Origin of the sequence: Biomaibacter acetigenes, from assembly GCF_003691585.1 — a bacterium.
GTDB lineage: Bacteria > Bacillota > Thermosediminibacteria > Thermosediminibacterales > Tepidanaerobacteraceae > Biomaibacter > Biomaibacter acetigenes.
The window spans coordinates 3,314,268-3,331,826 of the sequence record NZ_CP033169.1; the positions used below are offsets into that span (position 1 = coordinate 3,314,268).

A 17,559-nucleotide genomic window follows, 5' to 3' on the forward strand; every position below is an offset into this window, starting at 1 on the left:
GTGTCAGGTGTGTCATGAGGACGGTTCTTAAGAGAAAAAAAATTATTTGTGTCAAGAGAACCGTCACCGTGACACCGTGACATTAACCCTTCTTCAGCAATATAGTCTTTTCCTGCCGTACTCCTCTGCGCAGTATTTCGACGGTGTATTTCCTGTCTATATCAAGATTATACATTACCTGCCTCAATTTTGCCATAGAGTCGACCCTGATACCCGCAAATTTTATTATGACATCACCTTTCCTTATACCCGCCATATCCGCCGGACTATTTTTTTCCACATCCGCCACATATATGCCGCTGTCAACATTTACCCTCACGTTCATGAGCTTTGCCATGTCCCTGTCAATGCCGTCGATGCCCAGGTAGGGTTTGTCGAACCTTCCCTTTTCCAGGATGCTGTTTACTATGGGTTTTGCAATATTTATGGGGATGGAAAACCCTATGGCCTCAGCCTGGGAAGCTTTTATGGTATTTATCCCAATGATCTCACCGCTGCCGTTTACCAGAGGGCCGCCGCTGTTGCCGGGATTTATAGAAGCATCGGTCTGGATTAAGTCCTGCATCAGCACTTCTCCCCGGCGGTCTCTTACCATAACCATGCGGTTGAGAGCGCTAATGATCCCCGCAGTGACAGTCCTCTGCAGAGAAAGGCCCAGGGGATTGCCTATGGCCACCGCCAGGTCTCCCACCACCACTTTATCCGAGTCCCCCAGCCTTGCGGCCACCAGGTTCGGGGCATTTATTTTGATCACAGCCAGGTCCAGGGCGGGGTCGGTATAAAGCCTCTTTGCCTTATACTTCCTTCCATCATACAGGAAAACCGTTATTTCATCGGCACCGCCCACCACATGGTCATTGGTTATGATATATCCCCCATTATTTACGATGATTCCTGAACCTACCGCTTCAGTTCTAATAGGGCGGTAAAAAAAGTCATAATCGATGCTGACCGTGGCGATGCCCACCACCGCCGGGGTCACTTCCCGGGCGATAGTGGGAATAGGCTGTTCCCGATTTTGAACTACTTTCGGGGTTTGGGGGGGAGTTTTATCTGCTGCAGGCTGCCTGCCGTATAGCATGGATGTAGTAATAATGGTAGCAGCCAGCGCTCCTATGAGGGAACAGAGGACGGCTACCATAAGGATTTTTCTGAAATCAGATGATGACTTTCCGGAACCTTTTTCATTTTGCATCTTAAACACCTGCCGTTATTTTTGGATTGTTTATTAAATCTAGAGATGCTTATTCTGGATTTGATAAAAACCTTATACATTATAATTGTTACCCTTTTTATCTTTTTTATCCTTTTTATCCAGGACACGATGTAACACTTGATATATAAAGAAGGCCGGATTCATGTACATTTAATCGAAAACAGATGTTGTATAATGGAAGAAAGGAAAAGAGAAATAATTTAATATTTGAGGCTAAACGTTTTGCAAATGATATTAGTAATGCTTTAAAGCCTATGTGTGCGGTGGATGATGTTTCAGACACGGTCTAGGAATTATTGAAAATATTGAAACCTCTAAAACAGCCTTCATACCATATAAAAAAGCCGTCGCAAAAAAATTGCGGCGGCAATTGACATGCTTCAAATTTTTAAATTAGTGCCCTTCCTCGCCTTCGGGGATATCCTTTTCCGTGATGGTTATTAATTCATATTCCTTGTTGCCCATACCCAGTTCATAGGCGGCGTCTATGTGAAGCTGGGCGTCCTTGCCGGTCACGGCCTTTAATATATTGTCACCCTTTTTCACATTTTTATCCGCCGCCTTGGATTGAGGCAGGGGTTCCGCTCCATTTATCATGTCAATGGTAGCCTGGTCAATGGCCACGATGTCATGGGAAACCATGACACCCTGGTCCTGCACTAAAGGGGTATCTGCCACGGGCATGCAGTCACATTCGGGCTGCACTTCGGTGATGAAGTTTATGTACAGTATCCTTCCCTTTTCGAAGGTTGATACCACGGCATAGGCCGATTCCGCAAGACCTTTTTGAAATCCCTCCTCGGTGATGGGCACCACCAGGGCCTTTTGCTCACACACTCTGGAACAGCGGGCGCACTTCACGCAGATGGACTTGTCTATGACGATGCTGTCATCTATTAATTTGATGGCTCCATGGGGACACACATCCACACACTGGCCGCAGCGGATGCATTTTGCTTCCAGCCATTCCAGGTGCTTGTTCTGTTCAAAGTGGATCCTTCCCCGTTCAGCCTCACCGTGATGGTCTTTACAGCTTATGCCTCCCATGCCCAGGTTCTTGATGGCACCGCCGTAACCGGCACCTATATGGCCTTTACAGTGGGAAACCACTATCATGGCAGGAGCATAATATATGGCCGATGCCACCCCGATTTCCTTCAAAATGGGACCGCTCTTCACCTTTATCTGGTCCCGTCCGAATATGCCGTCGGCCAGAATCACCGGAGCCCCCACCGAAAGGTGGTTTATACCCTCCATGTTAGCCACATCGAGGTATTCCAGCCCCGGAATCCTGACGGTATCGGTTACAAAAGGCCTGCCCCCTGCCTCTTTCACCCGGTCTACCACTTTTTTGAGAAATATGGGCCGGACAATACGGTGGGCGCCATAGGAGCCCAAATGAGTTTTTATGGCCACATAATCATTTTTCTGAATAAAAGCCTTAAAGTCTATCATCTGCAGTATCTGTTCAAACTTCGCTACAAAGCTGTACTTATAATCATAGCTTTTTACCCTTGCATCGGCAAAATAGATTTTACTTTTCACGCAGATATCCTCCTTGTTATGATGTAAAATATAAAGTTAAAAGGTGAGGTTCCCCCTGACTAATATAAAATTTCCCCTTACCTCGGATTTTATGTAATTTGATTCTCCCTAGTTTTTGAAGATCTCATCTATCAAGGCCCCTTTACCCCGATACCTCTTTTTAAGCTTCCCATAAATACCGTAAAACATTTGTCACCTACTTTTCATTGAAATTAGTAACGATTGCCATTTCACAAAGATACTGTTTTATTCTACACTTTAATCTTAAAATCCTTTTTTATAAATATTCTATCATGCTACAACTTTTCAACCGGCTATATTGACTGTTATTTAATATAATGATTATATTTTACGTAAGAACATTCTTACTCAAGGTGAAAAATATGATTACTACTGTAAAGGTTTCCAGTAAAGGTCAGATTGTATTACCTATAGATATACGAGAAAAGATTTCTATTAAGCAAGGTGATGTACTATTACTCCATCTTGTGGGTGATAAAATCATAATAGAGCCCATTAAGAAGACCACTAAAAAAAATTGGGAGAAAGTTCTCAAAGAAACATCGGGTATATTGCCGGATAATAATCCGAACTATATCGATGAACTTAGAGCTTCTTCATTAATAAAGGCTGGAGGAAAAAAGGGCCGCAAATTGCGACCCTTTTTGATTTACTTTTTTCTATTTCCCGGGAAATATTTCGATATTATTTTTCAAGGAACGGCACAGTGGTGGATGCGTGGGGTATAATATAGGCCTTAAAATCATCCCCCAGTTTATATTTCACGATGCCCAGGGCTTCATCGAGGCTCGACGCCGGAATCATGCCCATATCCCGGACCATCTTTTCCTGCATTTTCGACACCAGCACCACATCGAAATGCTCCATGCCCAGGGTCAGTATATATCCCACCGCCTTGGCTATGGTGAATTCTTCCCAGAGGGATTCCTCCCGCTTCCGCCTGGTTCTAAAATCGGTTATGAGATGGTAAAATCCTTCATGGCCTATGCCGTCAGGGCACTCGGCCAGCAGAACCACCACACCCCCATCCCTTACCACATACATGGCGTTTTCAATGGCCTTGGTAGCCTGGTATAAATCAATGTCCTTGGGAAAGCCACCGCAGGAAAGGATGAGCGCATCGGCAGGTTCTTTTACGTCAACGCTAAAAGCCTCCCTGGCAAAACTGCAGCCCTCCTCGAAAGCCAGTTTATAATCCCCTGCCACTACCTTCACCATTTCCCCGTCATCATTCAGGATCACATTTACAAGAAAGTCGGGCTTCACCATGTCCGCAATCTCGGCCATATCGGCAGCCATCGGGTTTTCCTGGACTTGCCCCAGGCCTACCCGGGGGTCTATGCCCCCGCCTTTTTCAATGGGATTGAGCATTAACTTGTGATTTTTCTGGATGGTATTAAAGCCGCAAACCCCCGGGCATATGCTCTTTCTACCGCCGCCAAATCCCGCCATGGAATGGTACACTATGCCACCGGTTAAAATCACCTTATCTGCTTCAGCCACCATTTTATTTATATATACCGGTGTCCCCCGGGAAGTGTTTCCTATAAATGTGAGGCATTTTTCATCCCGGGAATTATGGTCGACTACCTTTATGCGGGAAACTACATCCTTTCCAAATAAATATTCATGTTCCTCCATAGTATGGCCCCGGTGAGTGCCGGTAGCCACAACTATCGCCATATCCTGATAGGCAATGCCGCACCTGTTCAGTTCCGAAATAATAAGCGGCACCACCACCTGACTTTTCACACTGCGGGTGATGTCGCTGGCGACGATGGCGATCTTTTCTCTGGGTCTCACTATCTCATCCAGCTTCGGTACACCTATGGGGGCTTTCATGGCATCTATCACCGCTTGTTTTTCATCGGGCACCGCCTCAATCTTTTTTCCTTCCAGCACCCCCATCACATTTTTCTCATCGATGTCGAGTTTTACTTCACTTTTACCGTATTTTAAGTTGAATGTAAGCATGGTTCCTCCAACTCCAATATTGAATATTTATCGAACCTCAAACTTCGAATTTACTGCTCCAGTTCTCCGGTATATGCATTTACATAATACACATCACCGTTCTTGAGGCCTATCTTCCACACAGGGGCTGCCTGCCACCGCTCGGCATCATAAAATTTAGAGTAAAAACCCTGCTTTATCCCGGTGATAACCATGGAATCCGCATTTTTTTTCTCGCTGGCCACCCTCATGATAGCGGTAAAAGGAGAAATGACCGCCCTCTTCTTGCCCTTGTAACCATAAATATTCAGCCAGCTCTGGTAGTAGTTTTTCACTCCGGAGGGAGATACCAGGATATCAATGTAACTGTTGGCCACAAAAAAGCCGTCATAGTTTCTCACATATTCAATCAAATAACTTTTTGTCTTGGCATCATAAGTAATGCTGTTCAGAACGGCTTCCTGAGGGAGTCCGCCGTGGCTTTTCATAAAATCCGTGGCCATGGCTTCCGCCTCCTGCCTGGAAAGGCTTGCGAGGGCATTTTCTTCCTTTTTATTGAAATAAGTTATTATTCCGTTGTCCATTATGATAAGCTGACGGCTATCTATTGTATAGCTCGTGCCGCCCTGGATTTGCTCAACCCGGGGTTTGACACCTTCACCGAGGAAGTTTTCGAGGATTTTTTGCCGGTCAACCTTTTTATATCCTACCTCCAGAAAAGCCTGCGGCAGGCTTTTTTCCGGTATCTTTACCTCGAGCTTAATCCCTTTTTGGGACAGCTGGTCCTCAATCTCCTGCTGCTGGTATTGAGTCAGTGTGAACTCTCCCGCAGGTCTCTCCCTTACCCACAGGTTTACTGCCAGTATTATGTTCAGCACAATAAAAGAAGAAATGAGGATCATTGCAGCTCTGCGCCAGTCCAAATAAAATCACTCCGAAAAATTGCGTATTAATATATCGTGGCCCTGGGACTTTATTACCCAGGTGGGTATATATTCGCCGCTGTCCATGACATACGCAGGATAAATATCTTCCACACTTTTTATGTTCTTGGTGGATACGGCTATGTCCATAGCTTTTATGGGAGAAATCATTTCTCTAATCTGGCCGGGTTTATCGGCAATGGCCATATTTCTATAAAAACTTTTCACCTGGCTTCCATCCACCGTCACCGATAGATATTCCTTTTCACTGACAACAGGATAGCCATTTATCCTGATACCAAATTTGAAGTTATATGATGTCCCGTTAAGACCACTGGAAATATCATATGATGACAGAAAAGCTCCCTGGGGCCAGCCGCCATGAATACTTATAAAATCTACAGCAGTCTTGAGGGCATCATAAAAGGAAACATTCTTTTTTTGCTCCTTTACGCCGGGGAAACTGTACTCAAGAGTACCGTCATGGTAGATGCGAAGAGCTCTCTGCCCATCGGTGTATATTACCGCTCCATCCCTTTCTTCAATCTTCCTGGCAACAGAAAAGTCCGCAAAAAATCTGGCCGCCAGCCGGTCATTTATAACCTTCTCATGTTTTACACCATATTGGGGCAGGTCATGAGGCAGAAGGGGCACATATATCCCTCTGGAGATTTTGAGATTTACACTGCCAGGCGGAATGGCAGCAAAAAGCGGCGGATTAGACTCCGATACCTCTTTTAAAAGGGCTGACAGTTCCACCGAATCCCCACTCTTATTTATCCTGTAATACCGACCATCGCTGTCTTTCAGGTATGCCCACATTCCTCCGTCTTCTACCAGACTGTATGAACTAAGCATTATATTGTTAAAATTTACTTCATCTCCGGCTTCTATGTTAAAAAGCCTTTTAACAAAAGGAACCGGCAGCGGATTGGGGAATACAATTTCAAGGCCCGCTTTTTGTTCAAAAAAATCAGCCCCTACATCAACGGGCATCGCTTTTGCTCCGACCCATATGGCAGATATAGCTTTTTTAGAATAATTCCAGGCTTTATCATAAAAGGAAGAAGATGGTGTAAAAAGCGTATGAGAGGCATTACCAAGATGGACCAGAATTTTTCCCGGACTTGCCACCGTAGCCATGTCCACTCTTTTTTCTTCCTGGACTTTTTTCTCGGCCGACTGTTCCCCGGGAATCCTGGACCATATGGCAAAAGAAAGGAAAAGGCTAATGCCTACCATTAAGATAAGAATCCATCCCAGGACATAATCCCTTGTCATGGCGGCACCGCCTTTTATTTTAAAATGAGGAAGGTTCTTATGGTCTGTATGAGAGAGTCAAGTTCAGGCCATTCAGAGCCGCTGTCTATTTTATATACTCTCCGGGATACCGTCTCTTTAGTGCCCGAGGGAAATACAGCCCTCACGGTAATGATATTTTCCTTTCCGGAAAGGGGCACCTGGATCAGGAAAATACCAGCCGCGCCTACGGAAAGCCGGGCCTTTGAACTTCCGTTGACAAGAACAGAAATGCTGGCGTCCGGAAGGGTTTCCCCGGAAACCACAATGGAATCGGAGGTTGTCATCAGGTTGTCCTTCGGCTCGTTTAAAATTAGAAGTGATTCATAAGATGCGGCTTTGGCCGAGGGAGAAAAAATTATAAAAATTACAGCAGTTATAAAGACAAACAATAATCTTTTCATTTTTGCTCTCCCTTTTCTCTGGAATCCGTTGTAAAAAATGCCCCTCTTTCTATTACTTAGTTTAAATGATAAATATTACAAACATATTACATACCGATTAAAAATGAATTACATATTTGAAACTTTACTGTCTGCTACTGCCGGCAGGAGTATTGTTACCTGCGTGCCATGGCCCAGTTCGCTGTCTATGGTGATGATGCCATCATGGGCTTCGACTATTTCCTTTGCTATGGAAAGGCCCAGACCCGTTCCTCCCAGTTCCCGGGAGCGGGTTTTATCCACACGGTAGAACCTCTCAAACAGCCGGGGGAGGTCCTCTTTAGGAATGCCTATACCGGTGTCGCCGAAGATTATTCTCACCCTGTCTTCTATAGAGTCCAGCCTGATAAAAATCTTACCGCCCTCCGGAGTGTATTTTATGGCATTGCTCAGGATATTTTGAAATACCTGTTCTATCTTGTCCCTGTCGGCAAAAATATCCGGTGAATGTTGGAGTATGTCCGTTTCCAGGGCCAGGTTTTTCTTCTTGATGTTTACAAGCATTTTGGAGATAACATCCTTTAAAATACCCGAGGGTGAAATTGGTTTTTTATCCCACCTGGTTTCTTTATTGTCAAGGCGGGAAAGCTCCAGAAGGTCGTTCACAAGCCTTGTCATGCGCTCGGCCTCATTGTAGACCACACTCATAAATTGGCGCGCTATGGAAGGTTCATCCATGGCTCCGTCCAGAAGGGTTTCGGCATAGCTTTTTATGGTGGTAAGTGGTGTCCTGAGTTCATGGGATACGTTGGCCACGAATTCCTTGCGCATGTTTTCCAGGCTGAATTGCCTGGTTATGTCCTGCAGCACCAGTATGAGACCGATGACACGGCTTTCCCGCTTCAGGGGGGCTATGATGGATTTCAGTACTGCTTCACCCTTTTTCACCAGCACTTCCCGGGCTCTGCAATCTTCGCCAAGAAATTCTTCCAAATTTATTTTGAAAAGCTCTTTTAAGGCCGGTTCGAAGTTTTCTCCTGTGGGGTCCTTATCCAGTGACAGCATCTGCCGGGCAGCCGGATTTATGTGTATTACCTCGCCCTTACTGTTTAGAGCGATTACGCCATCGGCCATGTTAGTGAGAATGGCTTCCATCTTTTCCTTTTCGTCGGAAATCTCTTCCATGGTCTCTTTCAGACGTGTTGTCAGGAAGTTGAACATACCGGTAAGTTTTCCGATTTCATCATTGGACCTCACCTGAATTTTGCGGTCAAAATTTCCCTGGGCCATGAGGGCGGCGTTTCTGGTGACTTCCTGGATAGGGCCGGTAATGGTTTTTGAAAGGGCATACCCCAGGATGCCGGTAATCATAAGGGCTAGAAGAGTGGCTACAAACAAAATTGCTTTGGTGTTGCTTATGGTTTTGTAGATATTTTCCATGGATGAAATGAGATAAATGATGCCCACGACCCGGGATCCGTTTTTTACTGGATAGGCCAGGTACATGTAGCGGATTTTACTTCTGGGATCTTCCCGGATGTCCATGGCTTCACTTCCAAAAGTGGCCTGAGTTATTTCAGGGGTCAGCAATTTTACGCCTTTCTGAAATTTTGTCTCATCGTTGGATGTTATGATACTGGCAGTCTCGTCAAGGATGACGATGTAATTGATTTCGGTGCCGGCCTGCTGTCCGAGCTTTATAAGGTCGTCTATTCCCTGCTCACTGGGAATGGGGTACAGATACCTCTTTACCAGGTCAGACATGAGCTGGGCCTTTATGTCAAGGTCATCGGACAGTTTATTCACATGATATTTTTCTATGGACTGGACCAGATATACTCCAACTACTTCCATGGCCAGCAGTATGAGGAGTATATATATGGATACTAATTTCCACTGGATGCTTCTAAACACCTGACAGCCTCCTATTGCTTCGGAAAATAGTATCCGATGCCCCGCTTGGTCAATATGTAAGTGGGATTTGCCGCATCGTCTTCCACCTTTTCCCGAAGCCTTCTGACGGTTACATCCACAGTGCGGATATCACCGTAATATTCGTAACCCCAAACCTCCTCCAGCAGTTTTTCCCTGGAAAACACCTGTCCAGCCTGGGTGGCCAGGAATTTTATTAGTTCAAATTCCCTGAAGGTGAGCTCCAGAGGGACTCCGTTTTTCTTGAGTTGATAGCTTTTCAGGTCCAGTTCCAGGTCCCTTACTTTTATGACATTCTGTTCTCCCGCGGGGTCTGCCAACACAGTCCTCCTGAGATTGGCCTTGACCCTTGCCATGAGTTCCCTCATGCTGAAGGGTTTTGTTACATAGTCATCGGCTCCCAGCTCCAGGCCCAGAACTTTGTCTACTTCTTCACCCTTAGCTGTTAGCATGATAATGGGACATGTCATCTTTTCCCTGAGCTTTTTGCATACCGAAAAACCGTCTATTTTAGGTAGCATGATATCCAGCAACACCAGGTCGGGACTTGCGCTTTCGGCCACTTTTATGGCTTCTTCACCGTCGTATGCCACCAGGACGTTATATCCTTCTTTGGTGAGGTTATATTTTAATATATCCACGATAGGCTTTTCATCGTCTACCACGAGCACTTTTTCATTCAAAATGATCACCCCCATTAATAATATTCGTCACAAGATGAGTTTTTCCTTCAAGGGGTGTTTTTCCTGCCCTTTGAAGGAAAATCTCATCCGCCGAAGCCCCGTCCTTTAACAGGGAAAGGATATTTCTGATTTCCCCGATGCCGCCCTTTCCCGCCATAATTTTTGTCATATCAAGGGCTTCTATATAAGCCCTGGGCACATCGGGCAGTTCATCAAACTTATGAATAATGTCATTTATGGAATATAATTCACTTTTATCAATATCAAAATCCTGAGCCAGGGTATATCCCGTGAGCCTTTCTTCCTCATACTGGGCTACCCCCTCGGTAAACCAGCGGGTATAGTTTCCGCCGGTTAGCCTGTCGACCACGAGATGGGTATATTCATGTACCATGGGACCTTTTTTAAAGAATATGTCTTCCAGTTTCCGGGTATCGTCAATCCATGCCCCCGGAGCCTGGATATATATAAAACCCCGGTAGTACACGCCCTGGGTGCTCTCATCCGCCGGCCAGTTGAATGCCTGCTGGAGGCTTTCACTGTCGGGATATATCACTATGGGAATCCTATCCTCCGGGAAAAAATTAAAGTCTTTCCCCACTTTTGCATAGGTCTTTTCCGCAGCTTTAGCCACCACCTCAACTTCATCCCGGTCCTGGGACAAAAACAATATGTTAAAATGCGGTGTAACCAGGGAATCAAAACCTTTCAATTTAAAGCCGTATATATTTATTTCTTTGTAAAAATAAACTCCTGTGACCGACAGCAGGAGTAAAAGCGCCACCGTCGCCAGGAGAATAGTCTTCCTTCTCATGTTTCTCCCTCCCCCCTTATAATTATATAAGATTTAAAAAGGAATTTCACTGGTAAATAATAAAAAATCTTTGAATCGAAATCCTCGGGCATAAAGCCCGAGTTATCAATGCGGTTGATTTTTTGAAATGCGTCACGGAAAGCCATTTATTAAGGAATATTTTTGCTTTCCTACGCATTTTAAAAAATCTTTGAATCGAAATCCTCGGGCATAAAGCCCGAGTTATCAATGCGGTTGATTTTTTGAAATGCGTCACGGAAAGCCATTTATTAAGGAATATTTTTGCTTTCCTACGCATTATAAAAAAAAGCGGCAATTTGCCGCCTTTCAAAGGGGGGATCGTTTTGTTGTTGCTGACTGCTTTCGAGTATTATTATAATTGATTATTATTAAGAAATTGTAACGGTTATATTACAAATATATTACAAATTTCTGGTTATATCGACATTATTTAGAAGAAGTACCGATAAGTACGAGTATAACTCCTGTAAAAATTATGATAAGCTTTGCCATAGATACCTTGCCCGCCATGGCGCATATACCCAGGAAGCTTACCCCGGCAAAGATTACAGGCCCCACCAGCCCCAGCAGTGCATTTATTCGGAGAGCCGTCTCCACTTCTTTTGAATGTAAAAATAAAAGGGCAGCGCAAAATTCTATAAGAGATGAAATAAACCTCATTGCCGCCATGGATATGAGATACGGATCCATGAAAGTCCCCCTTTCTCCCGGCCACTGAATATGGATTCAAACTCCTGGACATTTTAAATATATGCACAAAAAGGAGATGTGATGTTTGAAAAAGGGTTCGAAATTACAGGTAGCACTTCTCTGCCTGGTGCCTTTTATCATGGTGCTGGGCAATTCCATGCTCATTCCGGTACTGCCACAAATAAAAAAAGCCGTAGGCATCAATCAATTTCAGGTGGGACTTTTGATAACCGCCTTTTCGGTACCCGCGGGGCTCACCATTCCCTTTGCCGGCATACTTTCAGACCAGATAGGCCGCAGGAAGGTGATGGCCCCGGCACTGGTGCTCTACGGGCTGGGCGGCATAGTTGCGGGTATCTCGTCCATGGCCATGAGGTCGCCCTTCTGGGGGATTCTGGCCGGAAGGATTGTCCAGGGCATCGGCGCTGGGGGCACATATCAACTGGCCATGGCCATAGTGGGAGATACCTTCAAGTCCCGGGAGCGGGTGTTCGCCCTGGGGCTTCTGGAAGCTTCCAACGGCCTGGGCAAGGTGGTAAGCCCGGTACTGGGGACTGCCTTTGCTCTGGTCACATGGTTTTTTCCGTTTTTTGCTTACGGATTTCTGGCCATCCCTACAGGCATCGCTCTTTTTCTATTTGTTAAAGAAAAGGCAGAATTTAAAAAACAGGCCTTTTCGGATTATTTGACGGCGGTAAAGCATATCTTCAGGCAAAAAGCCCCGGGGCTTTTGTCCAGCTTCAATGCCGGCATGGTGGCGCTTTTTTCCCTTTTCGGAATCCTGTCTCTTTACTCGGACATTCTGGAGAAAAGATTTGGCATCTTTGGATTAAAAAAGGGCCTTATCATGGCAGGGCCGGTATTCATCATGGCAGCTCTGTCGTTCTTACTTGGAATCATCCTCCCAAAAATAAAAAATAAAGGTCTAAAAGCCTTTATTTCGGGAGGGCTGGTTCTTATCGCGGCAGCTCAGGGTCTTTTCATATTCGCCCGCGGCATGTGGGTAACGTTCCTGGCCCTCTGCCTCCTGGGCACCGGCGTGGGACTTGTGATGACACCGGTAAACACCCTTGTTACTGGGTCCTGCAGCACCAAAAGGCGGGGCATCATAACATGCCTTTACGGCAGCCTGCGCTTTTTCGGTGTGGCCATAGGCCCTCCCCTCTACGGCCTTTCCGAAAGATTCGGCACGGTACCGGTGGTTTCTCTAGCCGGAGCCGTCTCGGTGCTGGCACTGATCCTGTCGGTGACACTTATAAACCAGAAAAAGATTTTAACTTCGGAGGAAAATCAAAAGGCCAAGGTGGCTTCCGGTGCCGATACGCCTTTAAAAGCGGAATCCGTCTTGAAATCCCCTTCCAGAAGGCCGCTTATCTTCAGGAGAAAGCTGCGGTAGGATGGTTGGTTGCGTTCCCGGGGCCTGGGCAGGGGATTTGCCACATCGGCTTTGAGCCTGGCGGGAGAAAAGACCAGAATGCGGTCGGAGAGGTCAATGGCTTCCTCAATATCATGGGTGACAAAGATTACGGTAACCCCCGTCTTCTCCCAAACTTTTAAAACCATGTGGTGCATGGTCCGACGGCTAAAGGCGTCCAGGCTGCCGAAGGGTTCATCCATTAAGAGAATCTGCGGCTTTACCGAGAGCGCCCGGGCTATGGAAGCCCGCTGCTTCATGCCGCCGGAAAGCTGGTAAGGGTAGCATCCACCGTGTCCCAAAAGTCCCACCAGTTCCAGATAATGCCTGGTTTCCTCGACAGGGTCGACGCCTTTTGTTGCTTTTCCTACAGCCTTCATGGCAAATATGATGTTTTCCTCCACCGTAAGCCAGGGAAAAAGCTGATCAAGACCCTGGAATATCATAAAGCGGTCGGGGCCCGGTTTTGTCACCTTTTCCCCTCCCAGCAGCACCTGACCGCAGTTTACCTTCTCAAAGCCCGCTATACATCTGAGCAGCGTGGACTTCCCGCAGCCCGACGGTCCTATGATGCTCACGAATTCTCCTTCCTTAACGGAAAAGCTGACCTTCTCCACCCCAAGCACCTTTTTTTTGCCCGATTCATATATCTTGGTGATGCCCGAAACATTCAGAATGGCGCTCACTTTAAAGCCTCCCTAATCCACGATGGTTTTCCATTTTTTGACTGTCCTTTTTTCGATGCCGGCAAATATCAGGTATTCCACCGCTATACCTATCAATATTATGACCACCATACCAGCAAAAACCCCGGGGGTTTCCATCATAAACCTTTTCTTGTATAAAAACCATCCAAGGCCTCCTTCTCCTCCCGCAGCACCGAATACCAGCTCCGCCGCCACCGATGCCTGCCAGGCCCGGGCCCAGCCGGTGCGAAGCCCTCCCAGAATATGGGGGAAGGATGCTGGAAGCATCACCAGAAGGGCAAGCTTTACCCCCGACAATCCCAGGTTCCTCCCCACTTCCAGTTGATTGGCAGGTATGGAGCGAAAACCGGTGTAAAAATGATTAATGAGGGGCCATACCGCAGAAAAAATTATGACGAAAAGAATGGCCTTTATGCCTATGCCGAACCAGAGAATGGCTACAGGAAGGATGGCAATTCCGGGCAGGGGGTGCATGATGGCCATAAAATCGGTCATAATTTCCGAAAACATTTTACCGCTCATGGAAATAAAAGTGCCTATTGCGGCCAGGGTTACCGCCGTCGATAGGCCCATTGCTATTATTTTTAACGAAAATACGGTCTTGCCCAGTATCTCCCACCTTTCGGTCCACAGGGCTTCACCTATGCTTGCAATGCCCGGAAGCAAGAGCTCGGAGTAATGACAGGTTTCTCTCATCAGTTCCCAGACAAAGGTGAGGGCAATGATAAAAGCCACCTTGGACAGCAATTCCCGCAACTTTCTCCCTCCTATTTTGACTGCTGTATTTCTTCCAATACCGAAGGTTTCCCTTCTCTCCTGCCGATCTGTGCCAGTATGTTTTCCCATGCGATGTCCGATAATTTTTCCGGTACTTTGGATATGTAACCCGCTTTTTTCATGAACTCAGCAAACCCCATGAGGCCATAAGGAGCCGTAGTATAGTTCATACCATCGGCCTTGAGGTATTCCAGCAGCTTTTCCTTGCTTATCTTGAAGTCAGGAGCCAGAAGTTCGGCAGTTTCTTCCTTGTGTTCATTTACCCAGTTCATGGCATCATTTAGCCCCATCACAAAGGCCGCATAACCTTCTGGATGTTTGTCATGATAATCCTTCGTGACCAGCGCTACATTGAAGTTGAAATCTCCCCCGAAGGCTTCAAATCCGTCCAGCACCACGTGGTATCCGGGCTGGGAAAGTTCCTCAAAAAGATACGGAGGTGTGGTAAAGTGTGCTGCAACATCTTTTTTAGCAAGCATGGCCTGGCAGCCATCCGGATGGGGAAGGGCCACAAGATTGTCATCAAAGGCATTGGGATTGCCGGTTTCTTTTTCCAACGCCATGGCCAGCAGGATGTGCTGAATGCTTCCCGGGGATGGCAGTGCAATCTTGTGTTCCGGCTTGAAATCCTTTATGGTCTTTATACTCGGGTCATGAGTTACCAGCGAAACCGGTGAAACCACATATCCTGCAGCAATCTTGGCAGGCAGACCTTTATCCCAGCCTATTAGGTACGGGGGTATGCCCATGAAGGCTACATCCAGTTCATTGGCCGCCATGGCTTCCCGTACAGCTCCTCCAGAACCCAGGGTCTTCCACTCCACCTGAAGGCCGTATTTTGAAAAATAATCCTTTTTCTCGGCCACCATCAAGGGCGCATAAACCAGGCCAAACTGCCTGGCTACCCGGATTACTTGCCGGGATTCACCTGCGGGAGCTGCTTTAGCGCTATTGTCCTTTGCGGAGCACCCCGAAAGGCAAGCAGCCGCCAGAAGACAAAAAAGCAGCACCACCGCAACAACATTTTTTCTGATTGACAACATTCTATCCCCTCCTAAAAATTCAATCTATACCATAATATTTTTTGGGACATGTAACGGTGAATATTTTTGATTTATTTAAATAACATTATAGAGAATGAATTGTAATCCCACATCTCGCCTCTCACCTTACACATCTCATAGGGGGCGTTGGGCTTGAAATCCTATTCACTGCTGTTTTTAATCCTGGTGCTGGGTATTTTAAGCAAGAACCGGCTCATATACATCTCTGCAGGAGTACTCATAATATTTTCTCTTCTGGATATACTACCGGAGTCTACTTCATCTCAGAATATAATCCTTGACGTGGGTGTAATACTGCTGGTGATAGGAGTGCTCATGCCTCTGGGCACCGGAACAATATGCGCTCGGGATGTTTACAGCAGTATCTTCACTCTGGAAGGCCTTGTGTCCTTTCTGGTGGGCATAGCTTCGGCGGTCATGGCCAGAGGCGGCATCGACCTCATGCAGGGTTTTCCCGGTGTCATGATAGGGCTCCTCATGGGTTCGATTGTAGGGACGGCTTTTTTTAGAGGAATCCCCACGGGGCCCCTGGTGGCAGCAGGCCTAGCGGCCTTTATAATAAATCTCATTAAAAAAATATAAAGAGGAAGGATTGTATCCTTCCTCGCAAATTTTGCAACTTTAAACTATTTATTTAGATAGCTCAGCGGATTTTGGGGATTGCCATTGAGCCGCACCTCAAAGTGCACATGAGGCCCCGTAGTCCTTCCAGTAGTTCCTACGGTGGCAATCTGCTGGCCCTTTTCCACCTTATCGCCCACCGATACCAAAATCGAACTGGCATGGGCGTAATAAGTTTCAAAACCCCCGCCGTGGTTGATTATCACAAGGTTTCCATAGCTCCCCTTACGACCGGCAAAAGTTACCGTGCCGCTGTTGGAAGCCCTGATGGGAGTTCCCCTGTCAGCGGCCACATCTATGCCGGTGTGGAATTCCCTGCCCCTGCGTCCAAAGGGTGATGTTATTTTACCTACCGATGGCCACAGGAACCTGCCGCTGCCCCTGAATGCCACCTCAGCCCTGGTGCCCCGGGCCACTATTCGGGTTACAGGCTCTTTCAGCACCTTTTCGCTAAGGACCTCCTGGCCAACCTTGATGCCGTTTTTATAGACAACCTGGGCGGCCACTTCCTTTGTGCCGTTTTCACCGGGCTGTTTTACCTTCTGGTCCCACTTCCACATTGTGTCATCTTTCACTACCTGGGTTTCAAAGGCTAAGGGCTCCTGGTATGTAACTTTCTTTGTAACCGTGACATCAAGGAGAGGTTTGATGGATTTAAGATTTATAACTTCTCCCAGAGCCAGCTTATTTTCAGACTTTAACTGTGGATTGGCCTTTATGAGGTCATCCAGCGGCATGTTCTGTTCTTTAGCTATGGTCCAGAGTGTATCTCCCTGCTTGACCTTGTATGTCGCAAGCTCAAGAGTGCCTTTTAGAATCAGGTTCTTCGCGGCTTCTGCAGTAATTATCTCGTCCGGATTTACGAACTTTTCAACAAGTTTTACGCTGTTTGACACCTCTATTTTCACCAGTTCCCCCGGCGACATATTTACGTAATAATCCTTGATTCCCTGAAGCACCGCATCGGCGGTGGCCTTATCCTTTACCAATGCCACCTGCTGCCCGTCGATATCGATGGCAACGGCTTTCACCCGCACCGAAAGCACTTTGTTGAGTTTATCCACCAGTTCCTGCTCCGTATCCACTTTTTGACCCAGCGCCCTTACAGGGGTAACCTGGATATCCTGGATAAACTCAATGTCTGCCCCCAGCCTATCCTGATACTTTAATCTAAGTTCATCTTTTATTTTGTCGATGATTTTGCTGTCACTTACATTCCCTATGGTTTTACCATCCACACTGATCGCATAAACGCTTCGGTTCAATATATATGTCAAAAGCGAAAACACGGCCAGCGTACAGCACAGGGCTGCAATCAAGATTTTCTTTTTATTATCCACCTTGCCCCAATAGTAAAACCCCCCTAGTCTGGGTAACTTCATCCCCCCACTCCTTTCTTAAAAGTTTTTTATCTTTCTATCCCGGACCCGCTAAAGCCCCGGTTTATATATTTTGTAAAATCAATGTAACATCTCTGTAACATATTTGTAATATAT

General features: G+C 46.4%; 17 protein-coding genes. 3 read left to right on the forward strand and 14 right to left on the reverse strand.

The annotated features are described in order from the left end of the window. Positions 1 to 82 precede the first annotated feature (82 nt). Complete coding sequence (locus D2962_RS16900) at positions 83 to 1,195, reverse strand: S1C family serine protease (protein WP_122015657.1); 1,113 nt, start codon at positions 1,193 to 1,195, stop codon at positions 83 to 85. Between the two features lie 414 nt (positions 1,196 to 1,609). Further along, entirely contained in the window at positions 1,610 to 2,761 is a 1,152-nt protein-coding gene (locus tag D2962_RS16905) for a DUF362 domain-containing protein (RefSeq protein ID WP_122015658.1), read from the reverse strand. A 383-nt stretch (positions 2,762 to 3,144) separates the two neighbouring features. Here D2962_RS16905 and D2962_RS19775 point away from each other — a divergent pair, with 383 nt between their 5' ends. Next, the gene (locus D2962_RS19775; protein WP_222927600.1) at positions 3,145 to 3,510 is read left to right on the forward strand and encodes an AbrB/MazE/SpoVT family DNA-binding domain-containing protein; all 366 of its coding nucleotides are present in this window, start codon (positions 3,145 to 3,147) and stop codon (positions 3,508 to 3,510) included. Here the strand turns inward: D2962_RS19775 and D2962_RS16915 are convergent. The 8 genes from D2962_RS16915 to D2962_RS16950 all read right to left on the reverse strand — a co-directional run bounded on the left by D2962_RS16915 (position 3,467) and on the right by D2962_RS16950 (position 11,480). Beyond that, positions 3,467 to 4,756, reverse strand: coding sequence for a nickel-dependent lactate racemase family protein (locus D2962_RS16915; RefSeq protein ID WP_120766911.1), 1,290 nt, complete (start codon positions 4,754 to 4,756; stop codon positions 3,467 to 3,469). The genes D2962_RS19775 and D2962_RS16915 overlap by 44 nt on opposite strands. Positions 4,757 to 4,806: 50 nt before the next feature. Beyond that, the gene (gene yycI / locus D2962_RS16920) at positions 4,807 to 5,658 is read right to left on the reverse strand and encodes a two-component system regulatory protein YycI (RefSeq protein ID WP_120766910.1); all 852 of its coding nucleotides are present in this window, start codon (positions 5,656 to 5,658) and stop codon (positions 4,807 to 4,809) included. A gap of 6 nt (positions 5,659 to 5,664) precedes the next feature. Beyond that, entirely contained in the window at positions 5,665 to 6,939 is a 1,275-nt protein-coding gene (locus D2962_RS16925; protein ID WP_122015659.1) for a YycH family regulatory protein, read from the reverse strand. A gap of 14 nt (positions 6,940 to 6,953) precedes the next feature. Then, positions 6,954 to 7,361: a hypothetical protein gene (locus tag D2962_RS16930; RefSeq protein WP_120766908.1), complete on the reverse strand. Its 408-nt coding sequence runs from the start codon at positions 7,359 to 7,361 to the stop codon at positions 6,954 to 6,956. A gap of 108 nt (positions 7,362 to 7,469) precedes the next feature. Next, the gene (locus tag D2962_RS16935; RefSeq protein WP_120766907.1) at positions 7,470 to 9,254 is read right to left on the reverse strand and encodes an ATP-binding protein; all 1,785 of its coding nucleotides are present in this window, start codon (positions 9,252 to 9,254) and stop codon (positions 7,470 to 7,472) included. 11 nt (positions 9,255 to 9,265) lie between these two features. After that, positions 9,266 to 9,955 (reverse strand): response regulator YycF, encoded by a 690-nt coding sequence (gene yycF / locus D2962_RS16940; protein ID WP_122015660.1) that lies wholly within the window; start codon positions 9,953 to 9,955, stop codon positions 9,266 to 9,268. Next, positions 9,948 to 10,769, reverse strand: a complete 822-nt coding sequence (locus D2962_RS16945; protein WP_120766905.1) for a peptidase MA family metallohydrolase — start codon at positions 10,767 to 10,769, stop codon at positions 9,948 to 9,950. The genes yycF and D2962_RS16945 overlap by 8 nt, the downstream gene beginning before the upstream one ends. A 447-nt stretch (positions 10,770 to 11,216) precedes the next feature. Then, positions 11,217 to 11,480, reverse strand: a complete 264-nt coding sequence (locus D2962_RS16950) for a YqhV family protein (protein ID WP_120766904.1) — start codon at positions 11,478 to 11,480, stop codon at positions 11,217 to 11,219. An 85-nt stretch (positions 11,481 to 11,565) separates the two neighbouring features. Here D2962_RS16950 and D2962_RS16955 point away from each other — a divergent pair, with 85 nt between their 5' ends. Beyond that, positions 11,566 to 12,876 (forward strand): MFS transporter, encoded by a 1,311-nt coding sequence (locus D2962_RS16955; RefSeq protein WP_122015661.1) that lies wholly within the window; start codon positions 11,566 to 11,568, stop codon positions 12,874 to 12,876. On the opposite strand, the gene D2962_RS16960 is transcribed toward D2962_RS16955, so the two are convergent. From D2962_RS16960 to D2962_RS16970, 3 genes are read right to left on the reverse strand one after another with little or no spacing between them, the layout of a single operon-like run. Beyond that, positions 12,771 to 13,580, reverse strand: a complete 810-nt coding sequence (locus D2962_RS16960; RefSeq protein ID WP_122015662.1) for an ABC transporter ATP-binding protein — start codon at positions 13,578 to 13,580, stop codon at positions 12,771 to 12,773. The two genes, D2962_RS16955 and D2962_RS16960, sit on opposite strands and share 106 nt — an antisense overlap. A 12-nt stretch (positions 13,581 to 13,592) precedes the next feature. Beyond that, positions 13,593 to 14,357 (reverse strand): ABC transporter permease, encoded by a 765-nt coding sequence (locus D2962_RS16965; protein WP_120766901.1) that lies wholly within the window; start codon positions 14,355 to 14,357, stop codon positions 13,593 to 13,595. 11 nt (positions 14,358 to 14,368) lie between these two features. Beyond that, complete coding sequence (locus D2962_RS16970; RefSeq protein ID WP_122015663.1) at positions 14,369 to 15,421, reverse strand: ABC transporter substrate-binding protein; 1,053 nt, start codon at positions 15,419 to 15,421, stop codon at positions 14,369 to 14,371. A gap of 153 nt (positions 15,422 to 15,574) precedes the next feature. On the opposite strand from D2962_RS16970, the gene D2962_RS16975 reads away from it, so the two are divergent. Then, entirely contained in the window at positions 15,575 to 16,024 is a 450-nt protein-coding gene (locus D2962_RS16975) for a DUF441 domain-containing protein (RefSeq protein WP_162991279.1), read from the forward strand. Between the two features lie 44 nt (positions 16,025 to 16,068). Here D2962_RS16975 and D2962_RS16980 read toward each other — a convergent pair whose 3' ends face one another. Next, a complete protein-coding gene (locus tag D2962_RS16980) occupies positions 16,069 to 17,445 on the reverse strand; it encodes a peptidoglycan DD-metalloendopeptidase family protein (RefSeq protein ID WP_162991280.1) in 1,377 nt (458 codons plus the stop codon). Positions 17,446 to 17,559: the final 114 nt, after the last annotated feature.

Bases quoted from the DNA above. Each gene is read 5' to 3' on its own strand.
- D2962_RS16900 (WP_122015657.1), bottom strand. From the start codon at position 1,195: ATGCAAAATGAAAAAGGTTCCGGAAAGTCATCATCTGATTTCAGAAAA.
- D2962_RS19775 (WP_222927600.1), top strand. From the start codon at position 3,145: ATGATTACTACTGTAAAGGTTTCCAGTAAAGGTCAGATTGTATTACCT.
- D2962_RS16915 (WP_120766911.1), bottom strand. From the start codon at position 4,756: ATGCTTACATTCAACTTAAAATACGGTAAAAGTGAAGTAAAACTCGAC.
- D2962_RS16925 (WP_122015659.1), bottom strand. From the start codon at position 6,939: ATGACAAGGGATTATGTCCTGGGATGGATTCTTATCTTAATGGTAGGC.
- D2962_RS16930 (WP_120766908.1), bottom strand. From the start codon at position 7,361: ATGAAAAGATTATTGTTTGTCTTTATAACTGCTGTAATTTTTATAATT.
- D2962_RS16945 (WP_120766905.1), bottom strand. From the start codon at position 10,769: ATGAGAAGGAAGACTATTCTCCTGGCGACGGTGGCGCTTTTACTCCTG.
- D2962_RS16950 (WP_120766904.1), bottom strand. From the start codon at position 11,480: ATGGATCCGTATCTCATATCCATGGCGGCAATGAGGTTTATTTCATCT.
- D2962_RS16970 (WP_122015663.1), bottom strand. From the start codon at position 15,421: ATGTTGTCAATCAGAAAAAATGTTGTTGCGGTGGTGCTGCTTTTTTGT.
- D2962_RS16980 (WP_162991280.1), bottom strand. From the start codon at position 17,445: ATGAAGTTACCCAGACTAGGGGGGTTTTACTATTGGGGCAAGGTGGAT.